At 61.3% G+C, this 15,789-nt stretch carries 10 protein-coding genes, 3 pseudogenes and 1 riboswitch; of the genes and pseudogenes, 5 read left to right on the top strand and 8 right to left on the bottom strand.

The features are described 5' to 3' along the window. Positions 1-68 precede the first annotated feature (68 nt). Positions 69-713, top strand: a pseudogene (locus ACFO24_RS01920) (lytic murein transglycosylase); the annotation flags it as partial. A gap of 171 nt (positions 714-884) precedes the next feature. Here ACFO24_RS01920 and ACFO24_RS01915 read toward each other — a convergent pair. Next, complete coding sequence (locus tag ACFO24_RS01915) at positions 885-2,579, bottom strand: methyl-accepting chemotaxis protein (RefSeq protein WP_377736518.1); 1,695 nt, start codon at positions 2,577-2,579, stop codon at positions 885-887. Positions 2,580-2,803: 224 nt separating this feature from the next. After that, positions 2,804-3,040, bottom strand: a pseudogene (locus tag ACFO24_RS01910) (branched-chain amino acid ABC transporter substrate-binding protein); the annotation flags it as partial. Positions 3,041-3,098: 58 nt separating this feature from the next. Here ACFO24_RS01910 and ACFO24_RS01905 point away from each other — a divergent pair. Next, positions 3,099-3,966, top strand: a pseudogene (locus tag ACFO24_RS01905) (dihydrolipoyl dehydrogenase family protein); the annotation flags it as partial. A 132-nt stretch (positions 3,967-4,098) separates the two neighbouring features. Here ACFO24_RS01905 and ACFO24_RS01900 read toward each other — a convergent pair. The 4 genes from ACFO24_RS01900 to ACFO24_RS01885 form a co-directional block, all read right to left on the bottom strand. Next, on the bottom strand, positions 4,099-5,043 hold the full coding sequence (locus ACFO24_RS01900; protein ID WP_377736516.1) for a class I SAM-dependent methyltransferase: 945 nt from the start codon (positions 5,041-5,043) through the stop codon (positions 4,099-4,101). A 55-nt stretch (positions 5,044-5,098) separates the two neighbouring features. Beyond that, positions 5,099-6,823 (bottom strand): FAD-dependent 5-carboxymethylaminomethyl-2-thiouridine(34) oxidoreductase MnmC1, encoded by a 1,725-nt coding sequence (gene mnmC1 / locus ACFO24_RS01895; RefSeq protein ID WP_377736515.1) that lies wholly within the window; start codon positions 6,821-6,823, stop codon positions 5,099-5,101. Further along, complete coding sequence (locus ACFO24_RS01890) at positions 6,820-7,485, bottom strand: trimeric intracellular cation channel family protein (RefSeq protein ID WP_377736519.1); 666 nt, start codon at positions 7,483-7,485, stop codon at positions 6,820-6,822. Before ACFO24_RS01890 ends, mnmC1 begins: the two co-directional genes overlap by 4 nt. Positions 7,486-7,645: 160 nt before the next feature. Continuing rightward, a riboswitch (glycine riboswitch) is annotated at positions 7,646-7,740 on the bottom strand. A gap of 30 nt (positions 7,741-7,770) precedes the next feature. Continuing rightward, the gene (locus tag ACFO24_RS01885) at positions 7,771-8,043 is read right to left on the bottom strand and encodes an oxidative damage protection protein (protein WP_207576298.1); all 273 of its coding nucleotides are present in this window, start codon (positions 8,041-8,043) and stop codon (positions 7,771-7,773) included. A 151-nt stretch (positions 8,044-8,194) separates the two neighbouring features. On the opposite strand from ACFO24_RS01885, the gene ACFO24_RS01880 reads away from it, so the two are divergent. Together ACFO24_RS01880 and rlmD are read left to right on the top strand one after the other, a co-directional pair. Continuing rightward, positions 8,195-9,244, top strand: coding sequence for a sulfate ABC transporter substrate-binding protein (locus ACFO24_RS01880; RefSeq protein ID WP_377736514.1), 1,050 nt, complete (start codon positions 8,195-8,197; stop codon positions 9,242-9,244). A 223-nt stretch (positions 9,245-9,467) separates the two neighbouring features. Continuing rightward, complete coding sequence (gene rlmD / locus ACFO24_RS01875; RefSeq protein ID WP_377736513.1) at positions 9,468-10,970, top strand: 23S rRNA (uracil(1939)-C(5))-methyltransferase RlmD; 1,503 nt, start codon at positions 9,468-9,470, stop codon at positions 10,968-10,970. A gap of 116 nt (positions 10,971-11,086) precedes the next feature. On the opposite strand, the gene ACFO24_RS01870 is transcribed toward rlmD, so the two are convergent. Further along, positions 11,087-11,362, bottom strand: a complete 276-nt coding sequence (locus ACFO24_RS01870) for a hypothetical protein (protein ID WP_377736512.1) — start codon at positions 11,360-11,362, stop codon at positions 11,087-11,089. A gap of 111 nt (positions 11,363-11,473) precedes the next feature. Further along, complete coding sequence (locus ACFO24_RS01865) at positions 11,474-12,553, bottom strand: AI-2E family transporter (protein WP_377736511.1); 1,080 nt, start codon at positions 12,551-12,553, stop codon at positions 11,474-11,476. Between the two features lie 335 nt (positions 12,554-12,888). Between ACFO24_RS01865 and ACFO24_RS01860 the strand changes: the two genes are divergently transcribed. Continuing rightward, a complete protein-coding gene (locus ACFO24_RS01860; RefSeq protein ID WP_377736510.1) occupies positions 12,889-15,768 on the top strand; it encodes a 2-oxoglutarate dehydrogenase E1 component in 2,880 nt (959 codons plus the stop codon). Positions 15,769-15,789 lie beyond the last annotated feature (21 nt).

The following is a 15,789-nucleotide window of genomic DNA, read 5'->3' as shown; positions in this document are numbered from 1 at the left end:
GTCTCAGCCGGCTTGATGGCGCTTCCGCGGTGCGATACTTGGCCTCATGCGGTTAAAACGCCTATCCGTACGGCCAGCAGATGGGCAACTTCCGCGTGATGGACGCGCTCGCCACCCTGGCGTTTGACTTCCCGGCAGCCCACCCGCGCGCCAAAGAGCGCACCGAATTCTTCCGCCGCGAGCTGGAGCAGTGGCTGAGCCTGTCCAACCGCACCAACATCGACCCGTTTGAGGTGCGCGGCAGCTACGCGGGCGCCATGGGGCTGGGGCAGTTCATGCCTTCCAGCTGGGCCCGGTTTGCCGTGGACTTTGATGGCGACAGCCGCATCGATTTGTTCAGGAGCCCCACGGACGCCATCGGCTCCGTGGCCAACTACTTCAAGGGCCACGGCTGGACCACCGGCATGCCCACGCATTACAGCGTGCAATTCGACCCCGCCACGGTGAAGATGGACGAATTGCTGGCCCCCGACATCCTGCCCACCTTCAGCGCCACCAGCATGCAGGCCAAGGGCGCTTTGCTGGATGCGGCGGGCGCCCAACACGCTGGCCCGCTGGCCCTGGTGGAACTGGAAAACGGTGGCGATGCGCCCACCTACGTGGCGGGCACCGAGAACTTCTACGCCATCACGCGCTACAACTGGTCAAGCTACTACGCCATGGCGGTGATCGAGCTGGGCCGGGCGGTGGTGGCGGCGCGCGCCGCCCCCTGACGGGGCAAGCGGTGCCTTAAAAAGAATCCCAGTCATCATCGCCACCCGCGGCCACGGCCTTGGCCTTGGGAAGGGCTGCCGGCTTGCCGGCCGCGGGAAGCGCCGTCTTGCGCACAGGCGCTTTCACGGCAGGCTTTGGCGCCGCGATGGGAGCGGCTGCAGGAGCCACCTTCAGCACGCCGTGGCCCCCAGGCTTTCGCCCGGGTGAAGCTTGAACACCGCCACCGCCTGCACCAGCTCCTGCGCCTGGCCGTGCAGGCTGCTCGCCGCCGCCGCCATTTCCTCCACCAGGGCCGCGTTTTGCTGCGTGGCCTGGTCCATGTGCGTGACCGCCTCTCCCACCTGGCTCACGCCGGCGCTCTGCTCGCTGCTGGCCGCACTGATCTCGCCCATGATGTCGGTGACCCGGCGGATGCTCGTGACCACCTCGTTCATGGTGGCGCCGGCCTGACCGACGAGCTGCGTTCCCGCATCGACCCGATTCACGCTCTCGGAGATGAGTTGCTTGATCTCCTTGGCCGCGTCCGCGGAGCGGCCGGCCAGGCTGCGCACCTCGCCAGCGACCACGGCAAAGCCGCGTCCCTGCTCGCCGGCGCGCGCTGCCTCGACCGCGGCATTGAGGGCCAGGATGTTCGTCTGGAAGGCAATGCCGTCGATCACATTGATGATGTCGGCAATCTTTCTGGAGCTGTCGCTGATGCCCTCCATGGTCTGCACCACCTGCGACATCACCTGCCCGCCCTGGGTGGCCACCGACGACGCACTTTGCGCCAGCTGGTTGGCCTGGCGTGCGTTGTCGGCGTTTTGCCGCACCGTGGACGAAAGCTGCTCCATCGACGCCGCCGTCTCCTCCAGGGCACTGGCCTGGGACTCGGTGCGCGCACTCAGGTCATGGTTGCCCTGGGCGATCTCGGCACTCGCCGTGTTCACCGAATCGCTGGCCTGGCGCACCGTGGAAACCACCTGCACCAGCTTGTTTCGCATCCGTCCCAAGGCATTCATGAGCTGCGCCACCTCGTCATGCCCCGAACTCTGGAGATCCTTTGTCAAATCGCCCTCTGCCACGGCCTCGGTGAAGCCGACCGCCTTGTGCATGGAGTCAACGATGCGGGTGAAGATGCGGAAGAACACGACGAAAAACAGGCCCAGCATGATTACGCTGCCGACAATCTCCATCCAACGCCAAAACTCCACACGCTCTTTGGCCGCCTGTACGACCCCCGTCGTACGTGCATCAAGTAATTGAAAGAATTCATTGATCGGCACCATGACTTGCGCCTTGACGCGGTGATATGCTTGGTTGTGCACCAACTCGCGTGCTTGCTCCAAATCAGGCGCGGCCTGCGACCAGCCTCCCTTGCCATCAGCTACCAGCCCTTTGACAAGGTTCATGGCCTGGGTTTCGGTGTCTATCAACTCGGTCGACTTCCGTGTGGCTTCGCTGAGCTTGGCCAGTTCAGCATCAGAAAAACCCTCGCTTCTCATCATGTCCAGCAGCGCCATAGCTGGGCCCGTAGCCCCCCCCGCCCCCCCAGGAGCCGTGTCAGCAGCCCGAAAGTCCCAGTAAATGCCCTCGTACCCGGCAGGGCGAGGCTGCTTACCGCTACGGATGTTGACCACTTCGTTGTACTGCTGCTCCCAGCGTGGATCACCCGTGACCACATAGGTGCGCACCAGTCGTGTCAAGTCATCGGAGCTTTGCCGCAGTTCGTCAGCGAGCAAATAGGACACATAGCGTTGCCTGTTCGCTCGGTCAATTTCCTCATTGGCCCGGCTCACCGCCCACTGCGCAAACAACAACACCGCCACCGTTGCCAGCAGCATCAGCACGAATTTCTGACGCAAACCCATCCGAAAAATAAACATGGTTCCCCTCCTTGTTGACGTGATTCTTTGCAGATATTTGAGCTGCCTGGACGGCACTCGCGTGCCGGCGCAGCCAAATACGATCCAACCTGCCAAGTGCCGAAAAGGTTCGCCCGGATCGGACATGGCTGTGTTGCTGCATCATTTGTAACTGATTTTTTTTAAAAATCGTAATGAATGTAAATCAAGATTCCGATTCGTTGTTGCGCCCGGTTGACACTGGCTCAGGGCCGCTGCATCTGGCAGCTAGTCGGCATCTGCGCCTTGGCCGCAGGAATCTGCCGCACCACGCGAAAGCCATAGCCCGAGCCCTCCACGTCGAACCTGACGCCCGGCGCGCCCAGCCGATCCATCACGCCCACCACCAAGGCCTGCTGGAACTGGTGGTCGGCGGCGCGCATGGCGCCCGCCTGGCCGTACAGGCTGACGCTGGCGCCCTCCAGCACGCGCGCCACGGGCAGGGGCTGGTAAATGGAGTGAACCCACTAAATTGCCACCACCACAACCGAGGAGACACGCATGTACAGCACGCTGGGCGCCACGCCTGGACGTGGTCGAGATGATGGACGGCCTGATGCAAGGCGCGGACCGCGATCTGGTCAAAGTCTGGCAAAAAATGAACCAGCACCGCTTTGACAAGGTGATGCTGAAAACCAAAACCGTCGGTGCCCAAGCCACCCCCGAAGGCATTAAGGTGCAGTTCGAGGGCCTGGATGGCACCCAAAGCGAAGGCACTTACGACCTGGTGCTGCAAGCCGTGGGCCGCACGCCCAACGGTAAAAAAATCGGTGCCGACAAGGCGGGCGTGGCCGTGACCGAGCGCGGCTTTATCGACGTGAACATCCAGATGCGCACCAACGTGCCGCACATCTTTGCCATTGGCGACATCGTGGGCCAGCCCATGCTGGCGCACAAAGCGGTACACGAGGCGCATGTGGCGGCCGAAGTCATCGCCGGGGAATTGCAGGGCAACAAAGAACTGGCCGCCGCCGCGTTCAACGCCCGCGTGATTCCCAGCGTGGCCTACACCGACCCCGAAGTGGCCTGGGTGGGCCTGACCGAAGACCAAGCCAAGGCGCAAGGCATTCAGGTCAAAAAAGGCCTGTTCCCCTGGGCCGCCTCGGGCCGCGCCATTGCCAATGGCCGCGACGAGGGCTTTACCAAGCTGCTGTTTGATGCGCAAACCCACCGCATCCTGGGCGGCGGCATTGTCGGCACCCATGCGGGCGACATGATTGGCGAGATTGCCTTGGCCATTGAGATGGGTGCGGACAGCGTGGACATTGGCAAAACCATCCACCCGCACCCCACACTGGGCGAAAGCATTGGCATGGCCGCCGAAGTGGCCCACGGCAGCTGCACCGACGTGCCGCCGCAGCGCAAGTAATGGCCTAACGCGCCTAACTGCCTAGCGCCAAATGGCCTAGCGGCCTGGCCCATCACGCCCGGTGCAGAGCAGCATCGGGCGTTTTTCTTTTCCGGCTGGCATGGCCTTGCGCCTCAGAACGTGTTCACGTTCTCAGTGCGGTGGCGGCTGGGGGGTGGGGCCTTGTTGGTACACCAGCACTTTCAAGCTGCATTCCTCATCCACATCGGCAAACGCAGGCGGGTTGGCCAGGCGCTGGATGAATTGCAGCGCGGGCGCTTCGGCCTCGACGGTGTCGCGCAGAAACTGACTGCTCAGCTCCGGGGCGTTCAGGCACAGCAGGGCGTGGCCCTGGGCGGTCAGCAAATCGGGCAGGCGGCGCACCAGGCGGGCATAGTCTTTGGTGGCAACAAAGCTGCCTTTTTGGTAGCTGGGTGGGTCGGCAATGACCAGGTCATACGGCCCCAGGCGCTTGAGTTTGCCCCAGCTGCTGAAAATATCATGGGCAAAAAATTTGGCCCCGGTCAATTGGTTGAGTTGGTGGTTTTCGCGCCCCAGGGCCAGGGTGCTGCTGGCCATGTCCATATTGATGACTTCGCTGGCCCCGGCCTGCAGTGCGGCAATAGAAAAAGCGCAGCTGTAGGCAAACAAATTGAGCACTTTGATGTCCGCATGGCCTTGTTCGCGCAGGGCTTGTATGTGCTGGCCAACCCATGCGCGCCCGGCCGCCATGTCCAAAAAGAGGCCGTGGTTTTGCCCTTGCAGCAGGCGCACCCGGTAGCGGGCAGCGCCTTCGCTGACGGTGTGCAGCTGCGGCACCGTGCCACGCATCAGCTGGTTGTGCGCCCCCGCACCACGTTGTTGGTACACCCAGTTCAACGTTTGCCCCAAGGCCGCAAAGCGTTGCTGCAGCGCCTGGTCGATTGCCGCCAGACTGGCCGCATCCAAGGGGGTGAAGCTGGTTAGCAGCAGCACGGGGGGGTAGGCATCCAGGCTCAGGTGCTCACAGCCGGGGTAGCGTCCGCCCCGGCCATGAAATAACCGGCCGGCATCGGTGGGCGGGGTCAGCTGGGCAATACAGTCCAATAAAGCGTGCATTTTTTATCTATGAAATATGCCACTAGCGCTTATACAGCAAGCGCTAACAGCTATATTAATTGTGTTTTAAAAGGCGCTGGGTGCCAAGCAGCTGGGCCAAAGCGGCCTCCAGCGGCACAGGCTCGGCATGCAGCTGGGCGGCCAGCAGTTCACCGCACAGGGCCGCCAGCGTAATGCCGCGTGCGCCCAGGGCGGTCAGGGCGAATAAGCCCGCATCCGGCCCAGGCACCGGGCCAATGATGGGCAGGCGGTCGTGGCTGGCCACGCGCACCCGTGCCCAGGTGGCTTGGCAGGCCGGATCGCCCGGGGTAAAGGCCGGGGCCAAGGGTGCAGCGCTGGCCGGTAGCAGTTGCGCCAGCTTGCCCAGGTTGTGGGCGTGGGCGGCGGCTTGGTCGGCGGCAGCGACGGGCAGAGCGCTGACATCGCGTTCAAAGGTGGAGCCCATGACCCAAAAGGCCCCATGCGCATCTGGCACGTGGGGCACCAAATTGCCGCTGCCATTGACCGGAAAGGGCGGCAGGGCGTGGGCGGTGTGCGCGGTGCAGCGCCCCCAGGTGACTTGCCCACGCAGGGGCTGCAGCCGCCAGTGCGTGGGAAGAAAGGGCGCACTGGCCGGCCCGGCGGCCAAAATGGCGATACCCGCCTGGGCCAGAAGCTGGCCCTGGTGGCCCCGCGCCTGCCATTGGCCCTGCTGGCTTTGCAGTTGGGCGCAATCGGCGTGGCCAACAAAACGAATATTGGGATGCTGCAATTGCGCCGCCACCAAGGCGGCCGGGCGCAACCAACCGGCACGGTGGTGCCACACCGCGCGGGCATCCGCGGGCAAGCCGGCTGCTGCGCATTGCATAGCGCTGGCCGCTTGGCTCCAAGCCAAACCAGGGCCATCTTCCCAGGCAAGTTGTTTTTGATCTTGCGTGTCGTGCTCTAACACTGCGCTTAAAGCCCAGTCTTGCCCGGCCTGGCAAAGCTGCTGCAAGCGCGGCAAAAGCACCTGCAGCCCAGCACGCGACAGGCGCGACAGTACGCAATCGTCCGGCGAGGTGTGCGGGCAAAACAGCCCCGCAGGCAAGCCCGAGGCCCCATCGGCAGGCGCTGCGCCTTGGCCCAAAACGGTGACTTGCCAGCCGCGTTGGGCCAGGCTCCAGGCGGCGCTGCTGCCAGCCAGCCCCGCACCTATGACCAAGGCAGTGCCGGGTGGGGCGCTTGGGGGTGGGGTTTTGCGCAGCGTCCAGGGCGGGTCAAAGCGGGCGTGCAGGGCGGGTGTTTCAGGGGCAATCGTGCAGCCATTTTTGGCCAATAGCGTGGCCAGTGCTGCGTGAGCTGCTCCTAAAAATTGGGTTCCGCGCTGGCAGTGGCGCAGCAGCGGTTTGAGGGCATGGGGGGCGAGCCAGGCCGAAGCACCCTCGGCGCTGCCGATCAAAATGGTGTCGGCCACCATGCTTTGCTGGCGCAGCACGCTCTCTGTCGGGCCCAGCCACAGGGTCAATTGCAGCGCACCGCCTTCCAGTGCCAGCCGGTGGACACCAGGTAACAGGCCTTGCAAGCAGGGCTGCCAAGCGGCAGGGGCTTGGGTTTGCAGGGCCTGGGCATCGTGGAGCACCAGCACGTAATGCAGTACCGCTGGGGGGGCTGGGCGCGGCGGCGGGGCCGCCCTGAAAACAGCCCGGTGCAGGGCGAGCAGGGCATCGGCATTGCCGCTGGCATCCAACACGCGCCACGTGGCGTGCTGCGCCCAAGCGCGGGGCAAGGGGGCCAGCCAGTTTGGCAGCAGGCCACTCATTCCCAGCGCTCTTGGTAGGAAAACACCGGCAAACGCCACTTCAGGCGAATGGCCAGCAGGCGAAACGCCAGGCCACCGGCAAAGCACACGGCGATGTTGATGTCGTGGCTCACATTCCAGGCGCTGAGCAGCCAATACAGCAAGCACACGGCCAGCGAGACACTGGCGTACAGCTCACGGCGAAAGACCACCGGCACCTGGTTGCACAGCACATCGCGCACGATGCCCCCGCTGATGCCCGTGAGCATGCCGGCCATGATGACCACCACGCGCGGGTAGCCATGCTCTAGCGCCACGCTGCAGCCGATGAGCGAAAAGGCAATCAGCCCCATGGCATCGAGCAGCAAAAACACCTGCTTCAAGTGGCGCATATGGCGGGCGATGACGGTGGTTAGCAGCCCGGCGCCAATGACCAGATAGACGTATTCGGGGTGCTGCGTCCAGCCAATGGGGTAGTGGCCCAAGACCATGTCGCGGATGGTGCCCCCGCCCAGCGCGGTGACAAAGGCAATCACGGCCACGCCAAAAATATCCATATTGCGCCGCCCCGCAGCCAGGGCGCCGGACATGGCTTCGGCCGTGATGGCAATCAGGTAGATGACCAGCATGGTGGTCAGTTGCGAGAGCTGGAAGGAGTCCAGCAAAGAAGTCGAGGGCAGCAGCATAAGCACCTTGCGGGGTGAAGGAGATGAAAGAGGGGGTGGTTGCCTCTCCCGCTGTCCTTGTTACCTGAGAGTTGCGTGCGCGGGTGGCGCACTTGCCCCTTCGGTGAGCCACTGCGCCCGGCCATGGGCCAGGCGGTGGCTGCTCTCCAGTCGGCGAAATCTTTTTGCGGTACCGGGGCCTGAGCGATTATGGGAGTTTGCGCCTTCGGCGGGGCTGGTGGTGACGGCAGCCCTCTCTCCCGCAAAAAACGCGTGATTATGGCATGGCGATGCGCACGCCCTTCAGGCCGAAGGCGGCGTGTAGCCCGCAGCCACTTCGGCCCCATCGCCAAAAAAGTGCGCTTCCATTTGTTTGGCCAAGTATTTGCGGGCCTGGGCATCGGCCAGGTTCAGGCGGTTTTCATTGACCAGCATGGTCTGGTGCTTGAGCCAAGCGGCCCAGGCTTGTTTGCTGACATTGTCAAAAATGCGCTTGCCCAGCTCGCCAGGGTAGGGGGGCAAATCCAGGCCATCGGCTTCTTTATTCAATTTGATGCAGTAAACGGTGCGCGTCATAACAGGGTCCTTGTTGATTTCAGATTTTTAAGTAATAACAAACTGAAATTCTATTGGTTTGAGTTTTATAAGCTTGCTTTGAGAATGCGTGGCAACAGCACGCTGCTTGTTCCCCTTTTTCAAAAGAAAACTTCTCCAAAGAAAGCCCACGATGAAAAATCGCCGCAACTTTATCAAGATTCCCACCGTGCTTACCCTTGCCGGGAGCTTGACCCTAGCGCTCAGCGCCCCAGCAGTTTGGGCCCAGCAAGCGACGCCAACAGCGCAAGCCGTGACTTTGCTGAACGTCTCTTACGACCCCACCCGCGAGCTGTATGCGGACTACAACCAAGCATTTGCCAAGCACTGGAAGGCCAAAACGGGGCAGGTGGTTACGGTCAAGCAATCGCATGGCGGCTCGGGCAAGCAAGCGCGCTCCATCATTGATGGGATTGATGCCGATGTGGCCACCCTGGCCTTGGCCGGTGACATTGATGCCTTGGTGCAGCATGGCGGACATTTGGCTGCCAACTGGCAGCAGCGCCTGCCCCATGGCAGCGCCCCCTACACCTCGACCATTGTGTTTTTGGTGCGCAAGGGCAACCCCAAAGGGGTGAAAGACTGGGATGACCTGGTGCGCCCAGACATGAAAGTCATCACCCCCAACCCCAAAACCAGCGGCGGTGCCCGCTGGAACTACCTGGCCGCCTGGGCGTATGCCGAGCGCCAGTACGGCAGCGCCGAAGAAGCGCGGGATTTTGTGCGCCAGCTTTACCGCAATGTGCCGGTGCTGGACTCTGGCGCACGCGGCTCCACCATCACCTTCGTGCAGCGTGGGGTGGGCGATGTGCTGCTGGCTTGGGAGAACGAGGCCTTTCTGGCGCTCAAAGAGTTTGGCCCGAACAAGGTGGAAATCGTCGTTCCCTCCCTGTCCATCCTGGCCCAGCCCTCGGTGGCTGTGCTAGACAAGGTCGTGGACAAAAAAGGCACGCGCACGGTCGCCCAAGCCTATTTGCAACACTTGTACAGCCCCGAAGGCCAGCGCATCGCGGCCAAGCACCACTACCGTCCCACCGATCCCCAGGTGCAGGCCGAGTTTGCCGACCGCTTCCCGCGCCTGGAACTGCTCACCATTGACCAGGCCTTTGGCGGCTGGGGCAAAGCCAGCCAGGCGCATTTTGTCGATGGGGCCAGCTTTGACCAAATTTATGCCAATCGCTAAGCCAGCGGCAGGTGAGGATGCCCAGGATGCGCGATGGGTTTGAGAACGTGCTCACAACCTCCTCGCGGGTGTGCAGTCGCGGCCTCGGGCGGTCTGCGGCGTTGCAAATCCTCGCCATAGCTACGGCTATGTCTGTGGTTTGCGCCTTGCAGCCCATCCCGATCCGCATCCCGCACCCCTTCGCGCGGAAATCGTGAACACGTTCTGAGACAATCCGCGCACCATGTCTGAACAGAACATTCCTCATTCCCCCCCGCCTGCCCCTGCTGCATTCCCCGCCCCTTGCGCCCCTTGCGCCGACAGCCCTTTGCCCACGGATCTGCCCGAGGGCTGGCTGCGCATCGAATCCATGGACATGGATGCGCAGGGCGTAGCCCACCGCCCCGATGGCAAAGTTGTCTTTATCGATGGCGCTTTGCCCGGAGAGCTTGTCAGCGCCCAAACCAAGCGCAAAAAAAACAACTGGGAGCAGGCCGAGCTCACCGCCATCCACCGCAGCTCAGCGCTGCGCGTGCGCCCAGGCTGCCCCCACTTTGGCTTGCACACCGGCGCTTGCGGCGGCTGCAAGATGCAGCACTTGGATGTGAGTGCCCAGGTCGCCAGCAAACAGCGTGTGCTGGAGGACAACCTGTGGCACTTGGGCAAGGTCAAGGCCGACACCATCCTGCGCCCCATCGAAGGCCCCGCTTGGGGCTACCGCTACCGCGCCCGGCTGGCGGTGCGCCATGTGATCAAAAAGGGCGAAGTGCTCATCGGCTTTCACGAGCGAAAAAGCCGCTACATCGCCGACATGCAGACCTGCAAAGTGCTACCCCCGCACGTTGATGCCCTGCTTATGCCCCTGCGTGGCCTGATCGCCAGCATGGATGCGCGTGATACCTGCCCGCAAATCGAACTGGCGTGCGGCGATACCGTCACCGCCCTGGTGCTGCGCCACCTGGAGCCCTTGAGCGAGGCCGATAAAACCCGGCTGCGCGATTTTGCGGCCCAGCACGGTGTGCAATGGTGGCTGCAACCCAAGGGGCCGGACACCGTGCATTTGCTCGACCCGCAGCACGCGGCCCAACTGGCCTACCGCCTGCCTGAGTTCGGCATCACCATGCCGTTCAAACCCACCGATTTCACCCAGGTCAATCCGCACATCAACCAAGTGCTGGTCACCCGCGCCCTGCGCCTATTGGGGGCGCAAAAAACCGACCGCGTGATTGACTGGTTCTGCGGCCTGGGCAACTTCACTTTGCCGATTGCCACCCAGGCCGGGCAGGTGCTGGGGATTGAAGGAAGTGAAGCGCTGGTCGCACGCTCTAAAGAGAATTACAGCTTTAATAATGCTGAAAGACTTAAAAATCAAACGCTTGCAGCTACTGAATTTGTAGCTCGCAATCTGTTCAACATGACCCCTGAGTTGCTCATGGCCGATGGCCACGCCGACAAATGGTTGGTCGATCCCCCGCGCGAAGGCGCGTTTGCCTTGAGCAAAGCCCTGGCCGACATTCACCAGGCCCGCATCGGTGCCGCCGATGCCGTGGCTTTGCCCGCTGGCCATGAAGCCTGGCAGCCGCCGCAGCGCATTGTGTACGTCAGCTGCAACCCCGCCACGTTGGCCCGCGATGCCGGGCTGCTGGTGCACCTGGCCGGTTACCGCTGCGTGGCCGCCGGGGTGGTGAACATGTTCCCGCACACCGCCCACGTTGAGAGCATGGCGGTGTTTGAGCGCTGCGCCTGAACGGCTGCACAAACGCCTGACCTCTGCGCTGCACCACTAAAAAAACCGACCTTGCACTCTATGGCGCAGGTCGGTTTTTTCAATCTTTTTCAACCTGTTGGGGCCAGGCTGAGTGTTTATTTGCTGCCGGTAGCCGACTCGGTGATGATTTCTTCTTTGGGAGCCGTTGTTGCAGCCGCGCCCAGGCTGGGGGTTAAGACCGAAGGAACGCCCTCGATTTTGTTCTCGCGCATGTAGGCATCCATCTCTTTCCAGCCGGTAAAAACATCATTGCGCGTGGCTTTGGGGTTGAGCAGGTAGCAGTCTTCAATACTGCGCACGGCGTAGCGGCAGGCGCTGCCGGTGGCCCGATCTTCTTTTTGTTTGGCCGCCACTTTGGGAGGGGGGCCCATACCGGGGATTTCTTCGAGGCAGCCGCTGAGCAAGCCAGCAGCCAGAATGGGAATCGCACAGCGCAGGAGAAGGGGCTTTATTTTTGGCATAAGGGCATTATCGGCCGGTTTTTACGATTTTTGAGGGGGCTTTTCCACCGAGCGGCGCTCTGCCGAAAAGCTATAGATATCCCAGCTTGCGATAAACAAAGCGGCAATGACCGGGCCAATCACAAACCCCGTCAAACCAAACAGGGCCATCCCCCCCAGGGTCGAAATTAACACCACATAGTCCGGCAGCTTGGTGTCTTTGCCGACCAGCAGCGGACGCAGCAGGTTGTCCACCAAGCCAATCACCAAAATACCGTACAGGGTCAAAACCACCCCCTTGGTGATGGCGCCCGTGGCCAGGTAATAAATCGACACCGGCCCCCAAATCAAACTGGCCCCCACGGCCGGCAGCAGCGACAAAAAGGCCATGAGCACGCCCCACAGCACCGCCCCTTGGATGCCTAGCACCATGAAAATCATCCCGCCCAAAGCCCCTTGCGCTGCAGCCACCACCAAGTTGCCTTTCACGGTGGCGCGAATGACGGTGGCAAATTTCTGAATCAATTCTTCCTTATGGATTGGCAGCAGTGGAATCGTGTCCCGAATGCGGTGTGCCAATTGCTGCCCATCGCGCAGAAAGAAGTACAGCAGGTACAGCATGATGCAGAAGCTGACGGCAAAACCCAAAGTGTTACCACCGAGCTCAACAGCCTTGCCGGCAATGAGCTTGCCCGCTTCGGTGGCCAAGGTGGAGAGCTTTTCTTGAATGGCCTCGGGCGAGGTCAGGTGCATCCGCTCCAAAATCTCGCCCACCCAACTGGGCAGCGCGGCATAAATTTGCTGAAAGTAGGCCCCGAAATCGAGCTGCCCGCTGACCATCCGCGCGTAGATTGCGGTGGTCTCTTGCACCACGGAAATGCTGATGAGCACCAGCGGAAAAACGGCAATCACCAGGCAAATCAGCAAGGTGGCCATGCTGGTTAAATTCAAGTGCTTTGGCCAGCGAAGGCGCAAACGGCGATTTAAAGGCTGAAACAAAATGGCCAGCACCACCGCCCAAAAAATCGCCCCCATAAAGGGCCACAAAATGGCCGCAAAGCCAATCGTTACGCCCGCAAGCAGAATAAAAAAAGCGCGTTGGGCAGCAGAGGTAGAACGCATACAGGCGAAAGATTAAGGGGCTAAAAACAGTCATCCAACCGATGGCCCGCAATGGTATGCGAGAACGCCCCAGTCTTGGAACGTGTTCATGATCTCAAATTGCAGGCACAGCCCCGTGCCCTGAAACAGCTAGGGAAAATGCCACTGCGCAAAAATTCACTTCTGTAGTCTTATAAAAGACAGTTGCAGGCCGCCAGTTTGTTTCAGTGGCACAATGGCGCTCTGCACCCAGGCCCTTCCACAGCCACAGTCGCATCCGCCAATCGGTACAGCCGTGTCGCGGGAGGTTCTCTAACCAACAATGCTTTCCTCAGGAAAGCGGATGTCAGCGAAGCATGAGCGATCAGCCAACTGTTTATCAAGCCTACCAAGGCAACACCTATCTCTTCGGCGGCAATGCCCCTTATGTCGAGGAGATGTACGAAAACTACCTCACCAACCCCGGCAGCGTTCCTGATTCGTGGCGCGAATACTTCGATGCCCTGCAGCATGTGCCCGCAGTGGATGGCAGTGATGCCAAAGACGTGCCGCACCTGCCGGTGATCAACGCTTTTGCCGAGCGTGCCAAGCAAGGCCATACGAGCGTTGTCGTGGCCGCTGGTGCCGACTCTGATCTGGGGCGCAAGCGCGTAGCGGTGCAGCAATTGATTGCCGCCTACCGCAACGTGGGCCAGCGCTGGGCCGATCTGGATCCCCTCAAGCGCACTGAGCGTCCTGCCATTCCTGAACTCGATCCTGCGTTCTACGGCTTCACCGATGCCGACCAAGAGACCGTGTTCAATGTAGGCAACACTTTCTTTGGCAAAGAAACCATGCCGCTGCGCGAGTTGCTCAATGCCCTGCGCGAGACGTATTGCGGCACCATCGGCGCCGAGTACATGTACACCACCGACCAAGTGCAAAAGCGCTGGTGGCAACAAAAGCTGGAGTCCAATCGCTCCAAGCCGGTATTCAATGCCGAGCAGAAAAAACGCATCCTCGACCGCCTGACTGCGGCTGAAGGCTTAGAGCGCTATCTGCACACCAAGTATGTTGGCCAGAAACGGTTCTCGCTGGAAGGCGGCGAGAGCTTCATCGTGGCAATGGACGAGCTGATCAATGCCGCAGGCACCAAAGGGGTGCAGGAAGTGGTGATTGGCATGGCCCACCGTGGCCGCCTGAACGTGCTGGTCAATACCCTGGGCAAGATGCCCAAGGATTTGTTTGCCGAATTCGAGCACACCGCCCCCGAAGACCTGCCCGCCGGTGACGTGAAATACCACCAAGGCTTCAGCTCCGACGTATCTACCGCTGGCGGTCCGGTGCACCTGAGCCTGGCGTTCAACCCCTCGCACCTGGAAATCGTCAATCCGGTGGTGGAAGGCTCCGTGCGCTCGCGCATGGATCGCCGTGGTGACCCGCAGGGCAAGCAAGTGCTGCCGGTGCTGGTGCATGGCGATGCCGCTTTTGCCGGCCAAGGTGTGAACCAAGAGACGCTGGCGCTGATGCAAACCCGTGGCTACACCACAGGCGGCACGGTGCACATCATCATCAACAACCAGATCGGCTTTACCACGTCCGACCCGCGCGACAAAGGTTCAACCACCTACTGCACCGACATCGTGAAAATGGTCGAGTCGCCTGTGCTGCACGTCAATGGCGACGATCCGGAAGCCGTCGCGCTGTGCATGCAGCTGGCCCTGGAATACCGCATGGAGTTCAGCCAAGACGTGGTGGTGGACATTGTTTGCTTCCGCAAACTGGGCCACAACGAGCAAGACACCCCCATGCTCACCCAGCCACTGATGTACAGCAAGATTGCCCAGCATCCCGGCACACGCAAGCTCTACGCCGACAAATTGGCGGCCCAAGGCCTGGGCGCTACCCTGGGTGACGACATGGCCAAGGCCTACCGCGCTGCCTTGGATGAAGGCCGCCATACCGTCGATCCGGTACTGACCAACTTCAAGAGCCAGTACGCCGTCGATTGGAGCCCCTTCCTGAACCAGAAGTGGACCGACGCGGCAGATACCGCCATCCCGCTGACCGAATGGAAGCGTCTGGCCGAGAAGCTGACCACCATTCCCGAATCGGTCACCCCACACAACCTGGTGAAGAAGGTCTATGCCGACCGCGCCGCCATGGGCCGTGGTGAGATCAACGTGGACTGGGGCATGGGCGAGCACATGGCCTTTGCCTCGCTGGTGACCTCGGGCTATCCCGTGCGCCTGTCTGGTGAGGACTGTGGCCGTGGCACCTTTACTCACCGCCATGCCGTGATTCACGACCAAAAGCGTGATCGCTGGGACGTGGGCACGTATATTCCGTTGCAAAACGTGGCTGAAAATCAGGCACCGTTTGTCGTCATCGACTCCATCTTGTCGGAAGAGGCAGTACTGGGCTTTGAATACGGTTACGCCTCGAACGATCCCAATTCGCTGGTAATTTGGGAAGCCCAATTCGGCGACTTTGCCAACGGTGCGCAGGTGGTGATCGACCAGTTCATTGCCTCGGGTGAAGTCAAATGGGGCCGCATCAATGGCCTGACTTTGATGCTGCCGCACGGCTACGAAGGCCAGGGCCCCGAGCACAGCTCGGCCCGCGTGGAACGCTTCATGCAGCTGGCCGCCGACACCAACATGCAGCTCGTGCAGCCCACCACGGCCAGCCAGATCTTCCACGTGCTGCGTCGTCAAATGGTGCGCAACCTGCGCAAGCCCTTGGTCATCTTCACGCCCAAGTCGCTGCTGCGCAACAAGGATGCCACCTCGCCGCTGTCCGAGTTCACCAAAGGTGGCTTCCAAACGGTGATTCCTGAGCAAGACGAAGCCATCGTGAAAAACGCCGCCAAGGTCAAGCGCGTGATCGCTTGCTCGGGCAAGGTGTATTACGACCTGGTGAAAAAGCGCGAAGAATCCGGTGCCACCGATGTGGCCATCGTGCGCGTTGAGCAGCTCTATCCTTTCCCGCACAAAGCGTTTGCTGCCGAGTTGAAAAAATACAGCAAGGCCACCGACATCGTGTGGTGCCAGGACGAGCCACAAAACCAAGGCGCTTGGTTCTTTATCCAGCACAACATCCACGAGAACATGCTTGCCGGTCAAAAGCTGGGCTATGCCGGTCGCCCGGCCAGCGCCAGCCCCGCTTGCGGTTATGCCCATCTGCACGTGGAGCAGCAAAAGAACCTGGTGGAAGCCGCTTTTGCCAAGCTCAAAGGCTTTGTGCTGACCAAATAAGCCTTCCTCGCCCAAGCCCAG

The organism is Comamonas denitrificans (genome assembly GCF_042654745.1).
Classification (GTDB): domain Bacteria; phylum Pseudomonadota; class Gammaproteobacteria; order Burkholderiales; family Burkholderiaceae_C; genus Comamonas; species Comamonas denitrificans.
Note: the sequence above shows the minus strand (reverse complement) of the source record. Positions and strands in the feature narration are given on the sequence as shown.